The sequence below is a fragment of the Psychromonas sp. 14N.309.X.WAT.B.A12 genome (genome assembly GCF_030397575.1).
Lineage (GTDB): Bacteria > Pseudomonadota > Gammaproteobacteria > Enterobacterales > Psychromonadaceae > Psychromonas.
The window spans coordinates 79,269-100,422 of the sequence record NZ_JAPNXS010000005.1 but is presented as its reverse complement, the minus strand read 5'-3'; the positions used below and the strand labels follow the sequence as shown (position 1 = coordinate 100,422).

Below are 21,154 nucleotides of genomic sequence, written 5' to 3'. Positions count from 1 at the left end.
GTTTTTCCTTTGCTTGTCATTAAACACCCAATGGGAGATGTTCCTCCCATTTAATGAACTGAATATATTATTCTAAGGAACAGTCCATGTTGCGCCTATTCCCCTTTCTCTTTTTCTTTGTTTTATCGCTTCCTGTATTTGCTGCAGAGGACGACGTGCAAGGTGAATCTGAACTTATTTCGTTGGTTGGGCAGTTGCCTTCCACTAAATTAAATAAACTGTCGTCTTTAATCGAGCAAATTGCCGACACATCTGCACCGCAAGTACGTGCTATTTTAGAGCCGTTAATGGCAGGTGACCTATATTACTTAAAAGCCAATAAACAAGTGGTATCAGTATCTGAAGATACTAACAACCAGTACCAATTAATTGATGTGTTGAGTAACGAAGCATTACCTACTGTCAGTAAATCAGCCATTAAAAAAGTAAGAACCAATAACCGTCTACGTGGCCAGATTCGAGACCTATTAGCAAATTTAGATTTAACGAGTGATCAAGTCGATGTGCGTATTTCAGCGTTAAAATTACTGTTAGATAAACCAAATAAAGCTGCTATTACAGCTGTCAATAAACTGATTAAAACTGAGCAAGATAGTGAAGCAAGAGACCTAATGTCAGCAATTTTGCTAGTTGAGCAGTTAGAGAACGGTAACGACGCTGAAAAGTTATCTGCAGCTAAACAACTTTCAAACCGTTTAGAGCCAAGTGTTAAAAATGCTTTAGTCAGTCAATTGCAGAAAATACCAGGATCACAGCAAGGTGGTTCGTTAAAAGCAGAATTAAGTAATGCTATTGACGATATTGAACAACAAATTAGTGTCTTTAAGTTAGTTGAAAATCTGTTCTTTGGATTGAGCTTAGGTTCAGTATTGTTATTAGCTGCAATAGGCTTAGCGATCACCTTTGGGGTGATGGGTGTTATCAATATGGCTCACGGTGAAATGATGATGCTAGGGGCTTATACCACCTATGTGATTCAGCAAACTTTCCCTAGCTTAATTGAATATTCATTATTAATGGCCGTACCCGCTGCGTTTTTAGTGTCGGGCTTTGTTGGTATTTTAATTGAACGCGGTGTTATTCGTTTTCTTAAAGGTCGTCCATTAGAAACTTTATTAGCGACCTTTGGTATCAGCCTTATTTTACAACAACTTGTTAGAACGGTTTTCTCTCCGTTAAATCGCCAGGTAGAAGCGCCTTTGTGGATGAGTGGTTCTTTGGAAATTAATCCAGTTTTATCAATTACCTATAATCGTTTATACATTATTATTTTTTCGCTAATGGTGTTCTTTTCATTACTGATGATTTTGAAACGCTCTTCATTAGGTTTACATGTTCGTGCGGTTTCACAAAATCGAGATATGGCTAGAGCATTAAGTGTTAAAAGTTCGTGGGTTGATGCGATCACCTTTGGCTTAGGCTCAGGAATTGCGGGTGTCGCTGGTGTGGCATTAAGCCAGTTAACTAACGTGGGGCCAAACTTAGGACAAGCTTATATTATCGATTCTTTCCTTGTTGTTGTATTTGGTGGGGTGGGGAATTTATGGGGAACCTTAGTGGCAGCGATGACCATGGGTACTTTTAATAAAATATTGGAACCATCAATGGGACCAGTATTAGCCAATATTATTGTGTTAGTCAGTCTAGTCTTGTTTATTCAAAAACGACCTAAAGGACTATTTCCACAAAAAGGGAGAGCGGCAGAATAATGGATACTTTACTGAATTCACCAATGATAAAAAAAATGAGCAGTTTGCATGTTGTGATTGCAATACTGTTTATCTCAACACTCTATGTAACTGTGTGTAATCTCTTTTTTGCTGAAGGTTCAGCTTTACATGTGAGTGATTATACGGTCAGTCTATTGGGTAAATATTTATGTTACGCCTTACTAGCCTTAGCGGTTGATCTAGTCTGGGGATACTGCGGCATATTAAGTTTAGGTCATGGCGCCTTCTTTGCCCTAGGTGGTTATGCGATGGGGATGTACTTGATGCGCCAAATCGGTGATCGTGGTGTATATGGCAATCCCGAGCTACCTGACTTTATGGTGTTTTTAAACTGGACTGAAATACCATGGTATTGGGCTGGTTCGGACAATGCATTAGTCATGATATTACTGGTGTTTGCTGGACCTGGTTTATTAGCTTATATCTTCGGTACATTAGCGTTTCGTTCACGAGTTAGCGGTGTGTATTTATCGATTATGACGCAGGCAATGACTTATGCGCTATTACTTTCATTCTTCCGAAATGAAATGGGCTTTGGTGGTAATAACGGACTAACTGACTTTAAAGAGCTATTTGGATTCTCATTGCAGTCACCAACAACAAAACTTGCTTTATTTGTAGCTACTGCTGTTGTTCTGGCAATCGGTTATGGCATTAGTCACTTCATTGTTAACTCTAAAATGGGCCGAGTAGTGACAGCTATCAGAGATTCGGAAAGTCGCGTTCGCTTTGTAGGTTATAAACCAGAACATTATAAAGTGTGGATCTTTGTTGTCTCGGCCATGTTGGCTGGTGTGGCTGGTGCTCTTTATGTGCCACAAGTTGGCATTATTAACCCAGGAGAGTTCTCGCCACTTAATTCAATTGAGATTGTTATATGGGTAGCGATTGGTGGGCGTGGCACTCTGTATGGAGCATTAGTTGGCGCAATCGTCGTGAGTTACGCCAAAACACGTTTTACCGCGATTATGCCTGAAGCTTGGTTATTTGGACTGGGTGGTTTGTTTGTGTTGGTCACTTTGTTATTACCGAAAGGCTTAGCAGGCTTAGTGACTAACTTAATGGATAAATTAGATCCTCCTAGTCAAGGTAAACAGAGTGATATAGAGAATACCCCCCCTGTTGCGGAGAATAAATAATGATAGTTAATAAACATGGTTCGCCGCTATATTCAACCGAGAACCTTAATCCCGATACACGCCATGGCATGATTTTATATGTAGAAGATGTCAGTGTTAGTTTTGATGGTTTCAAAGCACTTAATGACCTTAATTTGTATATAGGTGATGGTGAATTACGTTGTTTAATTGGTGCAAACGGCGCAGGTAAAACGACGCTAATGGATGTGATCACCGGAAAAACACGTCCTGATACTGGGAAGGTTAGTTTTGGTCAGCAAATTGACTTGCTGGAATTAGATGAATCTGAAATTGCACGCGCCGGCATTGGCCGTAAATTTCAAAAGCCAACAGTATTTGAGGCGCTTACTGTCTTTGAAAATCTAGAGCTGAGCTTATCTGGTGATAAAGGTATTTTAACTTCTTTATTTCATAAGCTGAGTGGAGAGCAAAAAAACAAAATAGATGAAGTGTTAGAAACCATCGGTTTAATAGCCGAGCGATATTATCCTGCAGGGCGTTTATCGCATGGTCAAAAGCAATGGCTAGAAATAGGTATGCTATTAGCTGCTGAGCCAAGGTTGTTGCTAGTAGATGAGCCAGTAACCGGCATGACTACTCAAGAAACTGAGCGAACTGCTGAGCTATTAACCTCGTTAGCAGGTAAACACTCTGTTGTGGTCGTTGAGCATGATATGGCTTTTGTACGATCTATTGCTCGTAAGGTAACAGTTTTACATCAAGGTACAGTATTAGCGGAGGGTTCAATGGATGAAGTGCAAGCCAATAAACAAGTGAGGGAAGTGTACTTAGGCGAGGAGCAAGACTAATATGATTGAATTAACATCAGTAAATCAAAAATATGGCGGTACACAAATCCTCTGGGATCTGGATCTTAACATAAAGAAAGGATCGCGCACCTGCATTATGGGACGTAATGGGGTAGGTAAAACTACCTTATTAAAAACTATCATGGGGCTGTTGCCAATCTCCTCGGGAAGGCTAATTATCAACGACCAGGATATGAGTAAAAGTAGTGTAGAAAAACGTCCTGAAATCGGCGTTGGTTATGTGCCACAGGGGCGTCATATTTTTCCACAATTGACTGTTGAAGAAAATTTAAAAATCAGCTTAAATTGTAGTCGACAGGAAAGTAAAACCATTCCAAATCATATATATAAACTTTTTCCTGTGTTAAAAGAGATGCTACATCGACGTGGTGGGGACTTATCTGGTGGGCAACAACAGCAATTAGCGATAGGCCGTGCTTTGGTGTTAAACCCTGATATTTTGATTCTAGATGAGCCGAATGAGGGGATTCAACCGAATATCGTGCAACTGATTCGAGATGTATTATTAAAGCTTAATAAAGAACAAGGAATGACTATTATTTTGGTCGAGCAGAAGTTACCTTTTGCTCGCGCCGTTGGCGAGAACTTCCATATCATGGAAAAAGGTCAAGTTATTGCCTCTGGGGAGATGAGTGCCTTAGATGATCAACTCGTCAGCCAGTACTTAGCGGTATAGACTAACTCTACTATCAATTAAAGGATTTAATAGATAATAATGACCAACACAGTTGTTGATGAAATCAAACCTAGGATGAGTAAGCCATTGAAAAATCAGTGGCTTGCTCATTTATCTTTGCAGTTTAGCCATACTTCTGTGGGTACGCAATTAACTGCTACACAACGTAAAGGGCCATTATCAGTACAAAAAGCGTTTTACCCTGAAGGGCGTGACTGTGCTCATATCTATCTTTTACACCCACCTGCGGGTATTGTTTCAGGTGATGAACTGCGTATTAATGTCACTATTCAAGAACAAGCCCATCTCTTATTTACTACGCCCGGTGCTGGGCGCTTTTATCGTGCTCGTACCAATTTAGAGATTGGTGATACTAAACAAGCGCAGATGACAAATTTCACCATTGAAGCCGATGCTAAGTGTGAAAATTTTCCGCAAGAAACCATCGTCTATGAAGGAGCTGATGGATTTAATACAGTGGATATCGAGCTAACTAGTAGCAGTGCTTATTTAGGCTGGGATATAACCTGTCTTGGACTGCCTGATTCAGCACAACCATTTGTTGAGGGTAAATACTGCCAACTCAACCGTTTATTTTGCGATGGAAAATTGATTTATCATGATCGTATCGCTTTATCACCTGCTAACCAATTATTAACTCACCCTGCAGGCTTGGCTGGGCATAGTGTATTTGCGACCTTTCTAGCTTATGCCCCAAAGCAACTAACTGATAAACAACAACGCGCAGATTTAGTTGAGCAGCTACGCCAAAAAATGATTGAGGTGAATGCTCAAAGCACAATTAGCATTACCGATATTGAAGGGCTATTAGTAATGCGTTATCTCGGTTCTCACGCACAACAATGTAAACAGCTTTTTATACACTTATGGGAAATATTACGTCCCATATTAGTAAATAAAGCAGCAAATCAACCTAGAGTTTGGCATACATAAAAAGAGATTATTATGGATTTATTACCAAGAGAAAAAGATAAGTTATTGCTTTTTACTGCTGCGTTATTAGCAGAGCGTCGTTTAAAGCGAGGTGTAAAACTTAATTACCCAGAAGCAATGGCATATATTTCTATGGAGATCATGGAAGGTGCGCGTGATGGTAAAACTGTCGCTGAAATGATGGATTACGGTCGTACGCTATTAACCCGAGATCAAGTGATGGATGGTATTGCAGAAATGATTCCAGAAGTGCAAGTAGAAGCGACTTTCCCCGATGGTACAAAGTTGGTGACGGTACACAACCCAATTATTTAATGGAGTAAAGTTTATGATTCCAGGTGAAATTATAACGGATAGTGGCTCTCGAGAGCTAAATGTTGGTTGTGAAAAAATAACCGTCAGTGTTGCTAACTCCGGTGACCGTCCCATCCAAGTTGGATCTCATTACCATTTTTACGAAGTCAATAAAGCCTTAGTTTTCGAGCGTGATATAACCAAAGGTTACCGTCTAGATATTACTTCAAGTACCGCTGTACGTTTTGAGCCAGGGCAAAAAAGAGACGTTACCTTGATTGCTTATCGCGGCAAGCGTCGTGTATTTGGTTTCCGAGGAGATATTCAAGGTGATATTCCAAGCGACTCAGAGGGAGGTAAATAATCATGGCAACAATTGATAAGCATGCTTATGCGCATATGTTTGGTCCGACAGTGGGTGACCGCGTTCGTTTAGCTGATACTGACTTGTGGATTGAAGTAGAAAAAGATTTTACTGAATATGGCGAAGAGGTCACTTTTGGTGGTGGTAAAGTTATTCGAGATGGTATGGGTCAAAGCCAAGTATCATGTTCTGAAACCGTTAATTTAGTGATCACTAATGCATTAATTCTGGATCATTGGGGGATTGTCAAAGCGGATGTTGGTATCAAAGATGGACGTATCGCTATTATTGGTAAAGCCGGTAACCCTGATATTCAAGATAATATTGATATCGAAATAGGTGCAGGTACTGAGGTCATCGCAGGAGAAGGTCAAATTCTAACGGCTGGTGGCATAGACGCTCATATTCATTTTATATGCCCACAGCAGATTGAAGAAGCACAAATGTCAGGTGTGACCACTATGATCGGTGGTGGTACTGGACCTGCAACGGGGACTAAAGCGACAACCTGTACGCCTGGACCTTGGAATATTCATAAAATGTTGCAAGCCACCAATGACTTTGCAATGAATTTCGGTTTTTTAGGGAAAGGAAACGTTAGTTTACCCAAAGCTATTGAAGAACAAATTGAAGCTGGAGTGTGTGGGTTAAAACTGCACGAAGATTGGGGAACAACCCCTGCAGCTATTGATAATTGTTTATCGGTTGCTGAGCGATACGATGTACAAGTTGCTATCCATACTGACACTTTAAATGAGTCAGGTTTTTTAGAAGATACACTCGGTGCATTTAAAGGGCGCACTATTCATACTTACCATACAGAAGGTGCTGGTGGTGGTCATTCACCTGATATCATTCGTGCTTGTGGTGAGCCCAATGTATTACCTTCATCAACCAACCCAACAAGACCATATACAGTCAATACCATTGATGAACATTTAGATATGCTGATGGTTTGTCATCATTTAAACCCTTCTATTCCAGAAGATATTGCCTTTGCCGATTCACGTATCCGTAAAGAGAGTATTGCTGCTGAAGATATCATGCATGATTTAGGGGCTATCAGTATGATTTCATCTGATTCTCAAGCGATGGGACGTGTTGGTGAAATGATCACGCGTACTTGGCAGACTGCACATAAGATGAAACAACAACGCGGTCCATTATCCCCTGATACAGAGAGAAACGATAACTTCCGAGCTAAACGATACATCGCCAAATACACGATTAATCCAGCCATTAGTCACGGTATTAGTCATGAAGTTGGCTCTATTGAAGTAGGAAAAATGGCTGATTTAGTATTATGGAAGCCTGCATTTTTTGGGATTAAACCATCAATGATCATAAAGTCTGGTTTTATTGCCGCTGCTCCAATGGGCGATGCAAATGCTTCTATTCCAACACCTCAGCCTGTTTACTATCGTCCAATGTTCGGATCATTCGGTAGTGCTGCAGCTAAAACGTCAATGACTTTTTTATCGCAAGCTGCAATCGATAAAAATGTACCTGAAATAGCAGGGATGACTCGTTTAGTGGGGGTGTGTAAAAACACTCGTAATATTGGTAAAAAAGACATGGTTCATAATGATTGGATGCCGAATATTGAAGTTGACTCGCAAACTTATGAAGTTCGCGCAAACGGCGAACTATTAACTTGTGACCCTGCGACGGAGTTACCGTTAGCACAGCGTTACACCTTGTTCTAATTTATTACGTGCGTTATAAAAATAACAATAAAAACAAGATAATAGGAAAATGGTAAACAATGTTACAAGTATTTGAAAGGTTGGATCATACCCATGATGATATTAATGATTCGATTACATTGGATCATGATACGCGTAAGAAATCACGCATCAAAGGTGTCACAGATAAAGGTGTAGATATCGGTATTTTTGTAGATCGCGGTCATCCTCTTTTAGTGGGCGAAATCCTAAAAACAGAATGTGGGTTATTAATCGAAGTGAAAGGGCAAGCCGAAGCCGTATCTACTGCGATTGGTAAGGACTGGCTAACGTTTAGTAAAGTCTGTTATCACTTAGGCAACCGTCATACGACATTACAAGTTGGTGAGTTATGGATACGTTTTAAACCTGATCACGTATTAGAAGAACTAGCTGAAAATTATGGCTTAATAATCGATAAAACACCTGCAGTATTTGCACCTGAAAATGGTGCTTATGGTAAAGGTAGTGGGCATGCTCATCGCCATTCTCATGCTGGGCACCATCATGAACATTAATATAGCGACCCCTATTAAGCTCAATCGACTATTACAATTATGCAGTGCTAACTTACCCGTCGGTGGATTTTCTTTCTCACAAGGATTGGAGTACGCAACGGAAATGGGCTGGGTAAACAATCAAAAAAGTACCTTTGATTGGATTGAGTTGAATCTTAAAGAATCGATTGCTCGCACTGACTTAGCGTTATTAAAACGACTTTATCAAGCATTGAAAGAGGGGGATTTTGTCAGCTTTGCATTACATAATCAGCACCTCATTGCTTGTCGTGAAAGTAGTGAATTACGCCTTGCTGATGTTGCAATGGGGAAAGCATTAATTCGTTTATTAAAGCAATTAGATGGTATTGATAGTGAGCCATACGATGAATTATTCAAACAGTCAGAAAGTAGTTTTGTGAGTGTGTTTACGATTGCTGCTTATCTTTGCGAGCTGGATTTAATCTCTGCGCAAAGTGGGTATTGCTGGACATATTTAGATAATCAAGTGGCTGCAGCGACTAAGTTGGTGCCATTAGGTCAAACACAGGCACAAAATTTACTGTTTGAATTAAGTGATAAAGTAGCTGCTGCTATTAGTATTGCAAATCAGATTGATGATGCAGACATTGGAGCAAGTTTACCGCGATTAGCGATGGCCAGTGCTTGGCATGAAACGCAATATACACGGTTATTTCGTTCCTAATATCTAATTGAAGTTTAAGCTTATGCAAATTATTTTAGCAATATGAGAGAAATAGAATGAGAAAAAAACAATTATTACGTATCGGTGTAGGTGGTCCAGTCGGATCTGGTAAAACGGCTTTATTGAGTCAACTTTGTTTAGCTCTGCGTGATAAATATGAAATGGCGGTGGTAACAAATGATATTTATACCCATGAAGATGCACAATTTCTAACTCGTAATGATGCCTTAGCGTCAGATCGTATTATGGGGGTTGAAACAGGTGGTTGTCCACATACAGCAATTCGCGAAGATGCCTCAATGAATCTCGCGGCTATTGATGAGTTACACGCTCGTCATCCTGGCTTAGACTTTGTTTTGGTAGAAAGTGGTGGTGATAATTTAAGTGCCACTTTTAGCCCTGAATTATCAGACTTAACCTTATATGTTATTGATGTTTCTGCGGGTGATAAAATTCCACGTAAAGGTGGTCCAGGCATTACTAAATCCGATTTGTTGATAATTAATAAAATAGACGTAGCTGATTTAGTGGGAGCTTCACTGGAAGTGATGGATCGAGATGCGAAGAAAATGCGTGGAGATAAACCGTTTATTTTTAGTAATATGAAAACACAGCAAGGTTTAAATGATATTATCGACTTTATTGAAACACAGGGCATGCTGAAATAGCCTGCTTTTTAAAATTAACAAGGAAAAAACATGAAATTTTTAACGTTTATCTTCAGTTTATTACTGACTTCTCAAGCCTTTGCACACGCTGACCATGCATTAGGTGATGGTGCATTACATATGCTTTATCATGCTGTATTTTGGATGTTACTTGCTGTTGTTATAGTAAAAGCAGTGAGTTACTTTAAAAATAAAAAAAAGCAAAACGCTAAACTTTAAGCGAAAAAATAGTGGCTGTTAGCATTAAGCTAGCAGTTTCACTACATATTGTCCTTTCTTAGATTATAGTTTCCCGATTCTTGTAAATTATTGATGTTTTTAACGCATTTAAACTAATCATTAGTTGACTTAAGTTGGGGTTCAGATACTATAAAGGTCAGCAGAAATAAAGCCTATTGTTTACATTCTCCATATCGTTGTTTTAGTTATAATACCTCGTTTGTAGTTTTTAAGTTCCAGCCTAATTTACGCTATGCAAGCCTATTAAAGGCAGTTTTCAAATATACAAACAGGATAATTATTATGTCTAAAGTTCAAGGTACAGTTAAATGGTTCAACGAATCTAAAGGTTTTGGTTTCATCGAGCAAGCTGCTGGTCCAGACGTATTCGCACACTTCAGTGCAATCGTAAGCGAAGGTTTCAAAACTTTAGCTGAAGGCCAAAAAGTAGAATTCACAGTAAGCCAAGGCCCTAAAGGTCCTCAAGCTGAAGGTATCGTAGCACTTTAAGTTGCTGTGATATTTTAGCCGCTTCAATAAGCTGCTAACTATTCTAAGAAAATGGTAAATCCGTAAGGGGTTGCCATTTTTTTTGTGTTTAAAAAATAAAAAACGATATATTTAAGTCGATTACATTAAATATATTATCTAAATTTCATGCTGGAAAAATCAGTTTAATTCAAGGCGTAAATGGCTGTTCTCTTTACGAAATTTACAACGAGAAAGCGGGTTGTTTTAACAAATAAAATAGATAAGCTATTTATTGTGATTGGCATTATTGGGAAGTGTTAAAAATGAAGGGCTTTATTGTGCTACTTCAGATAAAAGCAGCACATTAATTTTTGCACGTTATGAATGGTGCTTGTCTTATTAAGTGATAACTTGATAAGTGCTTTTGAGAAAGCTGATAAGGTTAGAGGCACCTTATACTATTTGCATGTTAAATCTTGCTTCAACTGATATTCTTTAATCAGTTTGATGTTAACCGAGCGGGGCTAATCTGCTCTTGTTAAATTCTTTATTTTATTGCTTAATTTTGTGCTGTTACTTCTTTCTCTTTCATTACTTGTTGGTTTTCATCTTTGTTAAGTTGGAACCAAAATCTTTTTCTACCTGTAGAACGAGCCATATATTTTCCTTATGGTGTTAATTCCCTGTACTTTATGTAAAGCCGTTGGGATAAAAATCGTTACTGTACTCAATTTATATATCGAGATACGCACGAAAAGTTAATTGCAAAATTGCATGCACTGAACTTGAGATTATTGAATGGTTTTTATCAAGCTGAGGGAAATACTAAGGACAACGAAAACGATGTAGCAGAGAATATCTTGGACTTTATGGTGACATTAATAACGCTTTAATTTCAGAGCGAAGGTCATCATAAGGTATATAACTATATAATACTAGTATTATTTGCATTTTATTTAAACAAATTGTGCTAAAAATTTATCCCTTCATTAATAACTGATAATTTTACGTTATAAATTTTCTATTGATCTAGCTAGTGTGATGCTCTTCTTAATAGCATCACACTGATAAATAGTTAATGTTAGATTTCATCTAACGGAAGCCAATCAACGGCCACACCTGATTGATTAAACATATCTTCACTAAGCTTAATTTTATCCCCCCAGCGAGATAAAAAGTCGTCACTTTGCGCTGGACAATGTACGGCCTTAATACCTGTTTGGATTATTTTAGCTGCACAATTAGGACAGGGGAAATGGGTGACCCAGATTTCACAGCCGTTTAAATCGCGCTTAGCATAAAGTATTGCATTCTCTTCGGCATGTAAGGTTTTAAGTAGTTTTATTTCACGTAGATCTGTTCCCGCACTATCAGAAATACCTTGAGGGTAACCATTAAAGCCTAATGATACGATGCGATTTCGTTCGGTGATCACTGCGCCTACTTGTGTTGACGGATCTTTACTCCAAGACGCAACTAATTCTGCCATCTGGATGAATCGAGGTGCCCATTTAGAAATCATATTCAAGTTAATCCTTATGCTGGTAGGTTATCGTCTGCTGTTAAGTTTTTATTAACCTTTGATTAAATTCTTTCGAATATACTTAATCTTGGTGCTTTTATATTATCTGCTAGTCAAATTAGGAGGTAATAATGATTAGTGATATTAGCAAAATACAATGTAATAAACATATTATTCTATTCGCTGTTGTTGGTGCATTATGCCTGTCTCCTATTATCTCTTCGCCGGTTGCATTAGTGCTCGGTTTCACACTGGCGACACTAGGGTTAGTACCAACTCAAATTGATATAGGTATGTTAACAAAGCGTCTATTAGCTATCTCTATTGTTGGTTTAGGTTTTGGCATTAATGTTGACCAAGCTGTGCAAGCAAGCTCTGGTAATTTCGGCTTGATTGTGGGCTCTATTTTTAGCACTTTATTGATTGGTAGCTTATTAACTAAAGTATTCAAGATGGATTCAAAAACTGGGCATTTAGTCTCTTCAGGTACCGCGATTTGTGGCGGTAGTGCTATTGCAGCTGTGGCGCCAGCTATTCAAGCAAATAACGAACAAACTTCTCATGCTTTAGCTACAGTGTTCATTTTAAACAGCATCGCGTTATTTGTGTTTCCACTGGTTGGTCATGCTTTAGGAATGAGTCAATATAACTTTGGTTTGTGGAGTGCTATTGCGATACATGATACATCATCTGTAGTGGGTGCAGCTTCTGCCTATGGTGATGAAGCCTTAGAGATTGCTACAACGGTGAAGTTAGCACGTGCTCTATGGATAGTGCCTGTTGCTTTTATCAGTGCATGCATTTTTAAAAGTGATAGTAAAAAAGTATCGGTGCCCATGTTTATTGTGTATTACTGCATTGCTATTGCCATTGCACATTTTTTGCCGCAATTCCATGGTGCATACCAAGAGGTATTCTTTATTAGTAAGCGTTTATTAGTGGTCTGTTTATTCCTGATTGGTTGTGGGATTACGGTGAAAACGATTAGAAATGCAGGGTATAAGCCAATGTTATTAGGTATCTTATTATGGGTAACCGTGGCATCAGTCGTGTTAGGGTATATTCAATTTACATTGGCATAATATGCCTAGACTCTTTATCTGATTCCTTTTATGCTAGCCCTAATTATTTTTTAGGGCTTAACTCATGACAAATACCGATCAAAACCATCCAAGCAAAACTGAATTAAGTGGGTTAGAACGCCGCTTTTATGAAATCCGCAATAACAAAATCTTTGAGTTGTTTGTGATTGCTATCATCATTTTTTCGGCATTAATGATAGGCGCTAATAGCTATGAAGTGTCTGCGACAACATTGCAGGTTTTATCGGTATTAGATGTTGCTATTACGGTTATCTTTTTAGCTGAAATTATAATCCGTTTTATTGGCGAGCCTAATAAAAAACGTTTCTTTTTTAATGCTTGGAACGTCTTTGATACCTTCATTGTTTTGGTCAGCTTAATCCCTATTGAAGATAGTGAATTAGCGATATTAGGTCGATTAGTACGTATCTTTCGTGTACTACGTATGGTGTCTATTATTCCTGAGTTGCGTATCCTTATTAACTCTTTAATTAAAGCGTTACCACAGCTAGGTTATGTCATGCTGCTGATGTTTATTATCTTCTACATTTATGCTGCTATCGGTACAACTTTCTTTGCTGCTATTAATCCAACGTTATGGGGTGATATTGCGGTGAGCTTATTAACCTTATTCCGAGTAATGACCTTTGAGGACTGGACAGATGTTATGTATGAAACCATGGCTGTTTATCCGTTGTCATGGAGCTTTTATTTAACCTTTATCTTTTTTACTGCATTCGCTTTTTTGAACATGGTGATTGGTATTGTCGTTAATGTATTAGAGCAGGAGAGGCAGTTAGAAGCTGATTTAGAAAGTGATAAAGAAAACCAACCAAGTATGGCTGATTTACAACAAGAATTAGCAGAAATTAAGGCTTTATTGAAGCAGAAGTAAGGCGAAAATTATTCTTGTGGTGGCTTAGTTCCAGTTTTCTGATTTGCCACAAAGTAGAACAATAAAGCAAAGGCCAGTAATGAAAAAGCTGCGGCAATGATGCCATGGCTTAATACTGCAACGATCAGTGACAACATAACTAAACTAATAATAATGGGGGCTTTCACTTATCTTTCCTATTAGTGTTAAACAATAACCTATTATTCACAACTGCTAGAGAAAGGGATAATAAATAAATCTTCTAACTAATAGCGATTTGCCCTTAACTCAACACCATCATAAAAAGATTAAGATATTTAAATGAAGAAAAGCGATAAAAAAATAGAAAAGCAATTATGTAAAACATTAACCGAAGTCTGTGAGTTTGCATTGGAAGATATTAATGGTTATCAGTGGATAACCCATAGGGTTAAATTTGATAGTTTCCCAAAGTCTTTAGTGGTGACGTGTGCTTTTGCTAGCCAAAAGCATATTGATGAATTGATTGAATCAGGGCAAGCTGCGTTGTTGAAAAAGCTCATTATGCAAAAGTTAAATGAGGTAAATATTAAAATAGATGATGCTAATAAACAGATCAAATGGATGGTAGAGGCATAAAAAAATAGCCCAGTAAGTAAAAACCTATTGGGCCATTTAAGTATTTGTAGAGTGGTTAATGTTTAAATGTATTAACCTTTATATATTTTAGGATTAAACACATCACGCAACCAATCACCTAATAAGTTGATCACCAGTACTAAGCTGATTAATACAATCCCAGGGAAGATTGTGATCCACCATGCACCCGAGAAGATGTATTTAAAGCCAATACTAATCAATGCCCCTAATGATGGCTGATCCACCGGTAGCCCCAATCCTAAGAATGATAGTGCGGCTTCTGACATGATAGCATTCGCTACCTGTACCGTTGAAATTACTAAGATAGGTGATAAACAGTTTGGCAGAATGTGACGGAACATAATACGCATCGACTTAAAGCCCATGACCTGAGCCGCTTCCACATATTCTTTTTTCTTTTCCGCTAACACAGAAGCGCGAATAGTACGCGCATATTGCGGCCACTCTGCAATACCAATAATCACTACCAGCATGATGACTGCATATTCAGCAAAGAACTCTGCACCAAAGCTCGCTTTAAAAATGGCAGTAATAATAATTGCTACCATCATAGTAGAGAATGACAGTTGTATATCAGCAACACGCATTAATAAACTATCGACTCGCCCACCAAAGTATCCTGCTGACAAACCAATTACGATACCAAACACCAATTGTACCGCAACGGCCAGGAAACCAATCGTCAGTGATAGGCGTGAGCCGTAGAGTATGGTCGATAGAATATCTCGCCCTTGGTCATCAGTGCCTAACAGAAAGCGTTCTTCACCATCTTCTAACCATGATGGTGGTAACTCAGAATCCATTAAATCGATTGATGTAAGGTCATAGGGGTTAGTAGGCGAAATGACTGGTGCAAATAAAGCGGCAATAAAAAAAGCTAAAAATACAGCGAAACTAAACATCGCCACTTTATCGCGTTTAAAGTGGTAGATGAAATCAGAGTTTTTAAAACGCTGTAAGCGAGATGGAGCTTGGTTTTGTTCCATTATACTAGACATATTATGCTCCTTTCCCTGTGATATTTACCGTCGGGTTCACTACGCCATACAATAGATCAACGATGGTGTTGGTTACTACAAAAATTAATCCAACAAAGATCACGTAAGCGGTAATCAATGGCGTATCAACACGGTTAATTGCCTCTAAAAATAAGAAGCCTGTACCAGGCCATTGGAAAACGGTTTCCGTTAATATGGTGTAAGCGACCATAGTGCCAATTTGTACACCACCTACAGTTAATACCGGTAACATGGTGTTTTTAAGCGCATGTTGATAATAGATTTTATTCATTGCTAGACCTTTAGCCGTCGCAAATTTCACGTATTCAGAACTTAATGCTTCGAGCATTTCAGAACGTACTAAACGAATAAACAAAGGCAGCATAATAGAGGCTAGTGAGATACAAGGTAATATAAGATGCAACAGACCATCGGTTGTTAAATAACCTGTTTCCCAACCCAATACATTGAGTGTTTCTCCTCGGCCGTAGGAGGGCAACCACTGCAGTTCAATGGCAAAAACATACATTAAAATTATAGCGGTTAAGAAAACTGGAATGGAGATACCAATACTACTAAATGCCATAATCGCCTTCGTCCATAAACTTTTTGGATTAATAGCGGAATACACGCCAAGTGGAATAGAGACTAAAACAATAATAATAGAAGCGCCGAGCACTAACTCTAGTGTTGCCTCCAACTTATCTAATATGACGTCTACAGCAGGGCGTTTAAAGAAATAAGAATCACCTAAATCGCCTTGTACTGCATTACTAATAAAACGAGAATACTTAGTGATGTAAGGGTCGTTTAATCCCAAGTCATCACGTAACACTTGTCGTTCTGCTTCAGATACGGATTGGCCTACCATTTCTCGAAGTGGATCGCCTAAGTTATCTTGGATTGCAAATGCGACTAGGCTGATCACAAACATTACTATCAATGCTTGAAAAATTCGCTGGACCAAAAAGGTAAACATGGAGTTGTTTCCTATAAAGTTAATAACGACCCAGAGGTTGGGTCGTTTTATTATGGTGGTATATGATTAACTAAGTTGTTTATTTAACAACGAGATCCCCTAGGTATGGGAAGTTCATTGCATTCACAACAGGTGAAAGGTTTAAGCTAGACTTTGCACCCCACGCTAGGTTCTGCCAATGTAGAGGCACAAATGCAGCTTCGTTATATAAGATATCTTCAACTTCTTTTAACATCTCTGCACGTTTTGCTGGATCAGTTTCTGCGTTTGATTGATTAACGAGTTGATCCACTTTTGGATTTGAGTAATGGCCGCAGTTGTAAGCACCTTTACCAGTTTCAGCATCACGTGTCATCGTTAAGAATTCAGAGAAGTTCGCTGAATCTTCTGTATCTGAATGCCAACCGATCATCATAATATCTGCTGAACATTTATCAAATTCAGGCCAGTATTGTGCTTTAGGCATGGTTTTTAAGTCAACGGTAATACCAATTTTAGCCAGCATAGAAGCTGCTGCTTGTGCTATTTGAGCATCGTTCACGTAACGGTTGTTTGGGGCCATCATTGATAATTTAAAGCCATCTTCATAGCCCGCTTCTTTCATCAATGCTTTAGCTTTTTTCAGATCGTAACGTGGTACTAAGTCTGCATCGTAACCAGCGTAACCTTCAGGGCCTTGTTGACCAGCTGTAGTGGCAAAGCCTTTCATGATCTTTTTAACAATCGCTTCATTGTTAATCGCGTATACAATTGCTTGACGAACACGCACATCTTTCAATGCTTCATTTGAGTTTTGGTTCATTTGCAGCGTAATGATACGAGTACCTGCGACTGTGGTTAGCTCGATGTTTTTAGTATCAATAACACGTTTTTGATCGTTAGGTGCTACTGGATAAATCATATCAACATCACCAGATAGTAATGCTGCAACACGAGTAGCATTCTCTTTAATTGGCACCAATGTTAATTTGTCTACGTTACCTGGAGATTGTTTATCCCAGTAATCATCAAAACGATCAAAGACAATTTTTACGCCCTGTTCACGTGATTCAATAGTAAATGGACCTGTACCTGATACGTGTGTTGAAGCAAACGAGTTACCATGCTTAATAATTTCTGATTTATCCTTACCATCCATGTCACCTGAATAGAACTTGCTGTCCATTGGGAATAGGTAAGTCGCTGTTTGTAAAACTAGTGGGTAAGGTTCATAAGATACTAGTTCAACCGTGTAATCATCAATTTTGACTAATTTCTCATAAGGAGAGAAAACCGCTTTAAAATCTTGAGATTCTTTTAAACGATTAAACGTCCATACTACGTCATCAGCAGTCATTGTATTGCCAGAATGGAACTTCACACCCTGACGCAGGGTAAAGCGGAATGTAGTGTCATCAACACGTTCCCATTTTTCTGCTAAACGCGGCTCAAAGTCATAGCTTTTAGTGAAACGTACTAGTGGATCGAATAGCATGTGTGACATTTGTAAAACGCCACCAGACAGTTGCTCGTGCGGGTCAAGTGTTACTGGGTCTGAGTCGTAAGCAACGGTAATATCTGCCGCTGATGATGCAAAGCTTAAACCGGTAGCAAGTAAAGCAACGGCTAGTTTGGTTTTTAGAAACTTCATTTAAAACTCCTTTTATGAAAATACTTATTTAACGTTAATGTTCTAATCGTGAAACGGCATTAGAGACTGTTCCGTAACCCTTTAAATTCAGGCATTAAAGAAATCAAATGCTTACTGTAAGCATGTTGAGGTTGAGTAAATAGCTGCTCGCTCTCATTAACTTCTAATAATTGCCCTTGTTGCATTACCCCAATACGGTCACAAACTTGACGTATTACTGGTAAATCATGGCTAATAAATAACATAGTTAAATTTAGCTCATCCTGTAAATCTTTTAACAGATTTAAAATTTGTGCTTGTACCGATACATCTAACGCTGACGTTGGCTCATCGCAAATTAATAAACGAGGGCGAGTTGCTAGTGCGCGAGCGATAGAAATACGTTGACGTTGGCCACCAGAAAACTCATGTGGATATTTAACGCCCGCCATTCTTCCTAAACCAACATGATCTAGTAGATCGAATACAATTTGTTGAATTTGAGACTCAGAAGCGGCTAGTTTATGAAAGCGAATCGGCTCTGCAATGATGTCATAAATCTTCATACGAGGATTCATCGAAGTATAAGGGTTTTGGAACACCATCTGCATTTGACGACGGAAAGGGCGTCGTTCACGCTCTGACTTTATTGCTGTTAAGTCTATGCCTTCAAAGGTTATTTTTCCTTCATTAGGTGGATATAAGCCGGTAATAACACGTGCAATAGTTGATTTACCTGATCCTGATTCACCCACTAAACCAAAGGTTTCACCTTCATTGATGCTAAAGCTAACATTTTTGTTGGCTTGTACATATTCACGCTTACTTTCAAAAAATGAGTCTTTCGTGACAAAGCGCAAACTGACATTTTCAACATTTAATAACGGACCTTGATAGTCACGCTGTTGCTCACTTTGCCCTAGCCAATGATTTTTGATATCCAGAGCTTGCAGTTCATGAGCTTCTTCGATGTAACTCACTAAAGGAAATCGATCTAGTTTACGATCTGAACGAGGTACTGCTGAAATAAGGCTACGTGTGTATTCGTGCTCTGGTTCGCTGAGTATTTTCCCGGTTTCTCCAAATTCAACAAGGTCTCCTCGGTACATTACTGCCACTTTGTCAGTGACATTTGATACTACACCCATATCGTGTGTAACCAACATACATCCGACATTCTTATCGATACATAGGTTACGAATTAAGGTCAATATTTGATCTTGAATCGATACATCTAAGGCCGTTGTTGGTTCATCAGCGATGATTAAATCAGGTTCACCCGCGAGGGCAATAGCAATAACCACACGTTGACGCATACCGCCAGAGAATTGGTGAGGATATTGTTTAATACGTACTTCAGGCTCTGGAATACCTACTTGTTGCATAAGGTTGATAGCACGAGCTATTGCATCACTTTGTGAAACATTTAGGTTTGCATGAATAGTTTCTAAGAGTTGTTGTTCAACAGTAAATAGTGGGTTTAATGAGGTCATTGGATCTTGGAAGATAAAGCCGATTTTATTGCCACGAACTTTACGCATTTCATCCAATGTTAAGCCTGATATCTTTTGACCGTCTAAAAATACCTCACCTGCTGCGATCACTCCAGGAGGACTGAGTAAATCGATAATGGCATTACCTACGGTAGATTTGCCTGCGCCTGACTCTCCGACAACACCAACAATCTCTCCACGGTTAATCGAGAATGATAGTGATTTTACTGCTGCATGTACGCCAAATCGAGATGGGTACTCAATACGTAGGTCGCTAACTTCTAATAATGACATTTAATAATCCCTTATAGTTTTTAAGGATTTGAGCTTTAAAAACGATTGAGTAAATTTATATTTTTGTGACAGAACACGCATCCATTGCTTCCTTTGGTCTACTTAATGTCATAAATACTTAATGGATCACATTAATTTATGTGACCTGTGTCGACAAATGTTAAATGTGATTTATGTAGCACAGTTCAAAGTAACGATATTTTTATCGTATATTAAGTCACCAAAAGTGACATATTTAAGCAATCTTAACTGAAATCGGTTTTGATATAGATTAAAGCACAGTGCAATTTTGACTAAGTTAATTAGCTTAAGGGCGACTATAATTAGCATAAACCTGATTAAATGGTCAACTTGTTGGTGCTCAGTGTCGTTTATAACGCTCAGTTTTTTGATGTAATCGCTATAAATTTATTTAAAGTGCTTACTGTCTTGGTAATAGCTCTATTTTTTTGATCATATAACAGTGCTAGTTTGAGGCTAATACTTCGATCCATTACTAATCAATGTTATATTAGCGCTTCTATTTTTGATGTCAGGCTGATTATGAAACACCAACAAGCAGTTTTTTTACAGGAGATGGGGATTACTCATTGGCAAGTAAGAAAACCTGCGTTATTTAAAGCTGAAGAAGTGCATAAACAGTTAAATCTATCGCAATGTGAACTATTGGTGGTGTGTACCAAAGAAGATAAGCAGCATCCATTGATGCAAGCTATTCTCAATGCCTTTGAAATTGATAAAGATAAAGTGACTCACTGCTCTTTAGCGCAATTTGAAAATCAGCAGGGGGAATTACCTACTTTGATATGGTCTACTATCGGGAAACTTGAGGTCGCGCCTGCTCATCAGCTATTACATTCTCCTGCTTTAGCAATACTTGCTGAGCAGCGTCATGCAAAACAAACACTTTGGAAACAGTTCTGTGCCTACCGTCAGTAACCCAGATAATACTGCCATTATTGCTATGGCGATCAGTGACCTTCCTGACGTATTAACCATTGAATCAGCCGCACATAGCCACTCTTGGTCAGAAAAATTATTTATGAGCAATTTGGGGAAGCGTTATATTAACCATGTATTACTCTTAAATGATAAAATAGTAGGTTATTTTATTGCGAGTTATGTCGCTGGCGAAGTGACTCTATTGAATATTGCCATTGCGCCTGAGTATCAAGGGCAAGGCCTAGGCAAAGCATTATTGATTTATTTACAAGGCTTTTCGAGGGAATTAGCACAGCAGGAAATTTGGTTAGAAGTACGCGCATCAAATCAAACAGCCATTAAGTTATATCAAAAGTTAGGCTTTGTAGAAGTTGATATTCGTCCTGCTTATTATCCTACAGATAATGGCCGAGAAGATGCGATTATTATGTGTTGTTATTTATAATTGGA

The 21,154-nt window shown here is 38.6% G+C and carries 24 protein-coding genes; 18 read left to right on the top strand and 6 right to left on the bottom strand.

The features are described 5' to 3' along the window. The first annotated feature begins 86 nt into the window (after window positions 1–86). The 13 genes from urtB to OW492_RS08295 all read left to right on the top strand — a co-directional run bounded on the left by urtB (window position 87) and on the right by OW492_RS08295 (window position 10,311). A complete protein-coding gene (urtB, locus tag OW492_RS08355; protein WP_290039473.1) occupies window positions 87–1,709 on the top strand; it encodes an urea ABC transporter permease subunit UrtB in 1,623 nt (540 codons plus the stop codon). Beyond that, on the top strand, window positions 1,709–2,869 hold the full coding sequence (gene urtC / locus OW492_RS08350; RefSeq protein ID WP_290039472.1) for an urea ABC transporter permease subunit UrtC: 1,161 nt from the start codon (window positions 1,709–1,711) through the stop codon (window positions 2,867–2,869). Before urtB ends, urtC begins: the two co-directional genes overlap by 1 nt. Further along, on the top strand, window positions 2,869–3,678 hold the full coding sequence (urtD, locus tag OW492_RS08345) for an urea ABC transporter ATP-binding protein UrtD (RefSeq protein WP_290039471.1): 810 nt from the start codon (window positions 2,869–2,871) through the stop codon (window positions 3,676–3,678). Before urtC ends, urtD begins: the two co-directional genes overlap by 1 nt. A gap of 1 nt (window position 3,679) precedes the next feature. Continuing rightward, a complete protein-coding gene (gene urtE / locus OW492_RS08340) occupies window positions 3,680–4,375 on the top strand; it encodes an urea ABC transporter ATP-binding subunit UrtE (protein ID WP_290039470.1) in 696 nt (231 codons plus the stop codon). A gap of 39 nt (window positions 4,376–4,414) precedes the next feature. Beyond that, on the top strand, window positions 4,415–5,329 hold the full coding sequence (locus OW492_RS08335) for an urease accessory protein UreD (RefSeq protein WP_290039469.1): 915 nt from the start codon (window positions 4,415–4,417) through the stop codon (window positions 5,327–5,329). Between the two features lie 12 nt (window positions 5,330–5,341). After that, on the top strand, window positions 5,342–5,644 hold the full coding sequence (gene ureA, locus OW492_RS08330; protein ID WP_113817803.1) for an urease subunit gamma: 303 nt from the start codon (window positions 5,342–5,344) through the stop codon (window positions 5,642–5,644). A gap of 13 nt (window positions 5,645–5,657) precedes the next feature. Next, the gene (locus OW492_RS08325) at window positions 5,658–5,987 is read left to right on the top strand and encodes an urease subunit beta (protein ID WP_290039468.1); all 330 of its coding nucleotides are present in this window, start codon (window positions 5,658–5,660) and stop codon (window positions 5,985–5,987) included. Window positions 5,988–5,989: 2 nt separating this feature from the next. After that, window positions 5,990–7,693: an urease subunit alpha gene (gene ureC / locus OW492_RS08320; RefSeq protein WP_290039467.1), complete on the top strand. Its 1,704-nt coding sequence runs from the start codon at window positions 5,990–5,992 to the stop codon at window positions 7,691–7,693. Between the two features lie 59 nt (window positions 7,694–7,752). Next, window positions 7,753–8,229, top strand: coding sequence for an urease accessory protein UreE (locus tag OW492_RS08315; protein WP_290039466.1), 477 nt, complete (start codon window positions 7,753–7,755; stop codon window positions 8,227–8,229). Further along, window positions 8,219–8,914, top strand: coding sequence for an urease accessory UreF family protein (locus OW492_RS08310; RefSeq protein ID WP_290039465.1), 696 nt, complete (start codon window positions 8,219–8,221; stop codon window positions 8,912–8,914). Before OW492_RS08315 ends, OW492_RS08310 begins: the two co-directional genes overlap by 11 nt. A gap of 56 nt (window positions 8,915–8,970) precedes the next feature. Beyond that, window positions 8,971–9,582, top strand: a complete 612-nt coding sequence (gene ureG, locus OW492_RS08305; protein ID WP_290039464.1) for an urease accessory protein UreG — start codon at window positions 8,971–8,973, stop codon at window positions 9,580–9,582. 30 nt (window positions 9,583–9,612) lie between these two features. Continuing rightward, entirely contained in the window at window positions 9,613–9,801 is a 189-nt protein-coding gene (locus OW492_RS08300) for a hypothetical protein (RefSeq protein WP_290039463.1), read from the top strand. A gap of 303 nt (window positions 9,802–10,104) precedes the next feature. Next, window positions 10,105–10,311, top strand: a complete 207-nt coding sequence (locus OW492_RS08295; protein WP_113817810.1) for a cold-shock protein — start codon at window positions 10,105–10,107, stop codon at window positions 10,309–10,311. 1,042 nt (window positions 10,312–11,353) lie between these two features. On the opposite strand, the gene OW492_RS08290 is transcribed toward OW492_RS08295, so the two are convergent. Then, the gene (locus OW492_RS08290; RefSeq protein WP_290039462.1) at window positions 11,354–11,794 is read right to left on the bottom strand and encodes a cytidine/deoxycytidylate deaminase family protein; all 441 of its coding nucleotides are present in this window, start codon (window positions 11,792–11,794) and stop codon (window positions 11,354–11,356) included. Between the two features lie 131 nt (window positions 11,795–11,925). Between OW492_RS08290 and OW492_RS08285 the strand changes: the two genes are divergently transcribed. Then, complete coding sequence (locus OW492_RS08285; protein WP_290039461.1) at window positions 11,926–12,876, top strand: putative sulfate exporter family transporter; 951 nt, start codon at window positions 11,926–11,928, stop codon at window positions 12,874–12,876. Between the two features lie 64 nt (window positions 12,877–12,940). Beyond that, on the top strand, window positions 12,941–13,771 hold the full coding sequence (locus tag OW492_RS08280; protein WP_290039460.1) for an ion transporter: 831 nt from the start codon (window positions 12,941–12,943) through the stop codon (window positions 13,769–13,771). Window positions 13,772–13,779: 8 nt separating this feature from the next. On the opposite strand, the gene OW492_RS08275 is transcribed toward OW492_RS08280, so the two are convergent. Next, the gene (locus tag OW492_RS08275; RefSeq protein ID WP_290039459.1) at window positions 13,780–13,938 is read right to left on the bottom strand and encodes a hypothetical protein; all 159 of its coding nucleotides are present in this window, start codon (window positions 13,936–13,938) and stop codon (window positions 13,780–13,782) included. Between the two features lie 133 nt (window positions 13,939–14,071). Between OW492_RS08275 and OW492_RS08270 the strand changes: the two genes are divergently transcribed. Then, window positions 14,072–14,368, top strand: a complete 297-nt coding sequence (locus OW492_RS08270) for a Fis family transcriptional regulator (RefSeq protein ID WP_290039458.1) — start codon at window positions 14,072–14,074, stop codon at window positions 14,366–14,368. A gap of 71 nt (window positions 14,369–14,439) precedes the next feature. Here OW492_RS08270 and OW492_RS08265 read toward each other — a convergent pair whose 3' ends face one another. The 4 genes from OW492_RS08265 to OW492_RS08250 all read right to left on the bottom strand — a co-directional run bounded on the left by OW492_RS08265 (window position 14,440) and on the right by OW492_RS08250 (window position 19,762). Further along, window positions 14,440–15,387, bottom strand: a complete 948-nt coding sequence (locus OW492_RS08265) for an ABC transporter permease (protein WP_290039457.1) — start codon at window positions 15,385–15,387, stop codon at window positions 14,440–14,442. A 1-nt stretch (window position 15,388) separates the two neighbouring features. Then, complete coding sequence (locus tag OW492_RS08260) at window positions 15,389–16,366, bottom strand: ABC transporter permease (protein ID WP_290039456.1); 978 nt, start codon at window positions 16,364–16,366, stop codon at window positions 15,389–15,391. Between the two features lie 79 nt (window positions 16,367–16,445). After that, entirely contained in the window at window positions 16,446–17,996 is a 1,551-nt protein-coding gene (locus OW492_RS08255) for an ABC transporter substrate-binding protein (protein ID WP_290039455.1), read from the bottom strand. 59 nt (window positions 17,997–18,055) lie between these two features. After that, the gene (locus OW492_RS08250; protein WP_290039454.1) at window positions 18,056–19,762 is read right to left on the bottom strand and encodes an ABC transporter ATP-binding protein; all 1,707 of its coding nucleotides are present in this window, start codon (window positions 19,760–19,762) and stop codon (window positions 18,056–18,058) included. A gap of 543 nt (window positions 19,763–20,305) precedes the next feature. On the opposite strand from OW492_RS08250, the gene OW492_RS08245 reads away from it, so the two are divergent. Continuing rightward, entirely contained in the window at window positions 20,306–20,701 is a 396-nt protein-coding gene (locus OW492_RS08245) for a DNA polymerase III subunit psi (protein ID WP_290039453.1), read from the top strand. Then, complete coding sequence (gene rimI / locus OW492_RS08240; RefSeq protein WP_290039452.1) at window positions 20,655–21,149, top strand: ribosomal protein S18-alanine N-acetyltransferase; 495 nt, start codon at window positions 20,655–20,657, stop codon at window positions 21,147–21,149. The genes OW492_RS08245 and rimI overlap by 47 nt, the downstream gene beginning before the upstream one ends. Window positions 21,150–21,154 lie beyond the last annotated feature (5 nt).

Excerpts from the sequence above, each read along its gene's own strand:
- urtB (WP_290039473.1), top strand. The coding sequence starts at position 87 with ATGTTGCGCCTATTCCCCTTTCTCTTTTTCTTTGTTTTATCGCTTCCT.
- urtC (WP_290039472.1), top strand. The coding sequence starts at position 1,709 with ATGGATACTTTACTGAATTCACCAATGATAAAAAAAATGAGCAGTTTG.
- urtD (WP_290039471.1), top strand. The coding sequence starts at position 2,869 with ATGATAGTTAATAAACATGGTTCGCCGCTATATTCAACCGAGAACCTT.
- urtE (WP_290039470.1), top strand. The coding sequence starts at position 3,680 with ATGATTGAATTAACATCAGTAAATCAAAAATATGGCGGTACACAAATC.
- OW492_RS08335 (WP_290039469.1), top strand. The coding sequence starts at position 4,415 with ATGACCAACACAGTTGTTGATGAAATCAAACCTAGGATGAGTAAGCCA.
- ureA (WP_113817803.1), top strand. The coding sequence starts at position 5,342 with ATGGATTTATTACCAAGAGAAAAAGATAAGTTATTGCTTTTTACTGCT.
- OW492_RS08325 (WP_290039468.1), top strand. The coding sequence starts at position 5,658 with ATGATTCCAGGTGAAATTATAACGGATAGTGGCTCTCGAGAGCTAAAT.
- ureC (WP_290039467.1), top strand. The coding sequence starts at position 5,990 with ATGGCAACAATTGATAAGCATGCTTATGCGCATATGTTTGGTCCGACA.
- OW492_RS08315 (WP_290039466.1), top strand. The coding sequence starts at position 7,753 with ATGTTACAAGTATTTGAAAGGTTGGATCATACCCATGATGATATTAAT.
- OW492_RS08310 (WP_290039465.1), top strand. The coding sequence starts at position 8,219 with ATGAACATTAATATAGCGACCCCTATTAAGCTCAATCGACTATTACAA.
- ureG (WP_290039464.1), top strand. The coding sequence starts at position 8,971 with ATGAGAAAAAAACAATTATTACGTATCGGTGTAGGTGGTCCAGTCGGA.
- OW492_RS08300 (WP_290039463.1), top strand. The coding sequence starts at position 9,613 with ATGAAATTTTTAACGTTTATCTTCAGTTTATTACTGACTTCTCAAGCC.
- OW492_RS08295 (WP_113817810.1), top strand. The coding sequence starts at position 10,105 with ATGTCTAAAGTTCAAGGTACAGTTAAATGGTTCAACGAATCTAAAGGT.
- OW492_RS08290 (WP_290039462.1), bottom strand. The coding sequence starts at position 11,794 with ATGATTTCTAAATGGGCACCTCGATTCATCCAGATGGCAGAATTAGTT.
- OW492_RS08285 (WP_290039461.1), top strand. The coding sequence starts at position 11,926 with ATGATTAGTGATATTAGCAAAATACAATGTAATAAACATATTATTCTA.
- OW492_RS08280 (WP_290039460.1), top strand. The coding sequence starts at position 12,941 with ATGACAAATACCGATCAAAACCATCCAAGCAAAACTGAATTAAGTGGG.
- OW492_RS08270 (WP_290039458.1), top strand. The coding sequence starts at position 14,072 with ATGAAGAAAAGCGATAAAAAAATAGAAAAGCAATTATGTAAAACATTA.
- OW492_RS08265 (WP_290039457.1), bottom strand. The coding sequence starts at position 15,387 with ATGTCTAGTATAATGGAACAAAACCAAGCTCCATCTCGCTTACAGCGT.
- OW492_RS08260 (WP_290039456.1), bottom strand. The coding sequence starts at position 16,366 with ATGTTTACCTTTTTGGTCCAGCGAATTTTTCAAGCATTGATAGTAATG.
- OW492_RS08255 (WP_290039455.1), bottom strand. The coding sequence starts at position 17,996 with ATGAAGTTTCTAAAAACCAAACTAGCCGTTGCTTTACTTGCTACCGGT.
- OW492_RS08250 (WP_290039454.1), bottom strand. The coding sequence starts at position 19,762 with ATGTCATTATTAGAAGTTAGCGACCTACGTATTGAGTACCCATCTCGA.
- OW492_RS08245 (WP_290039453.1), top strand. The coding sequence starts at position 20,306 with ATGAAACACCAACAAGCAGTTTTTTTACAGGAGATGGGGATTACTCAT.
- rimI (WP_290039452.1), top strand. The coding sequence starts at position 20,655 with ATGCAAAACAAACACTTTGGAAACAGTTCTGTGCCTACCGTCAGTAAC.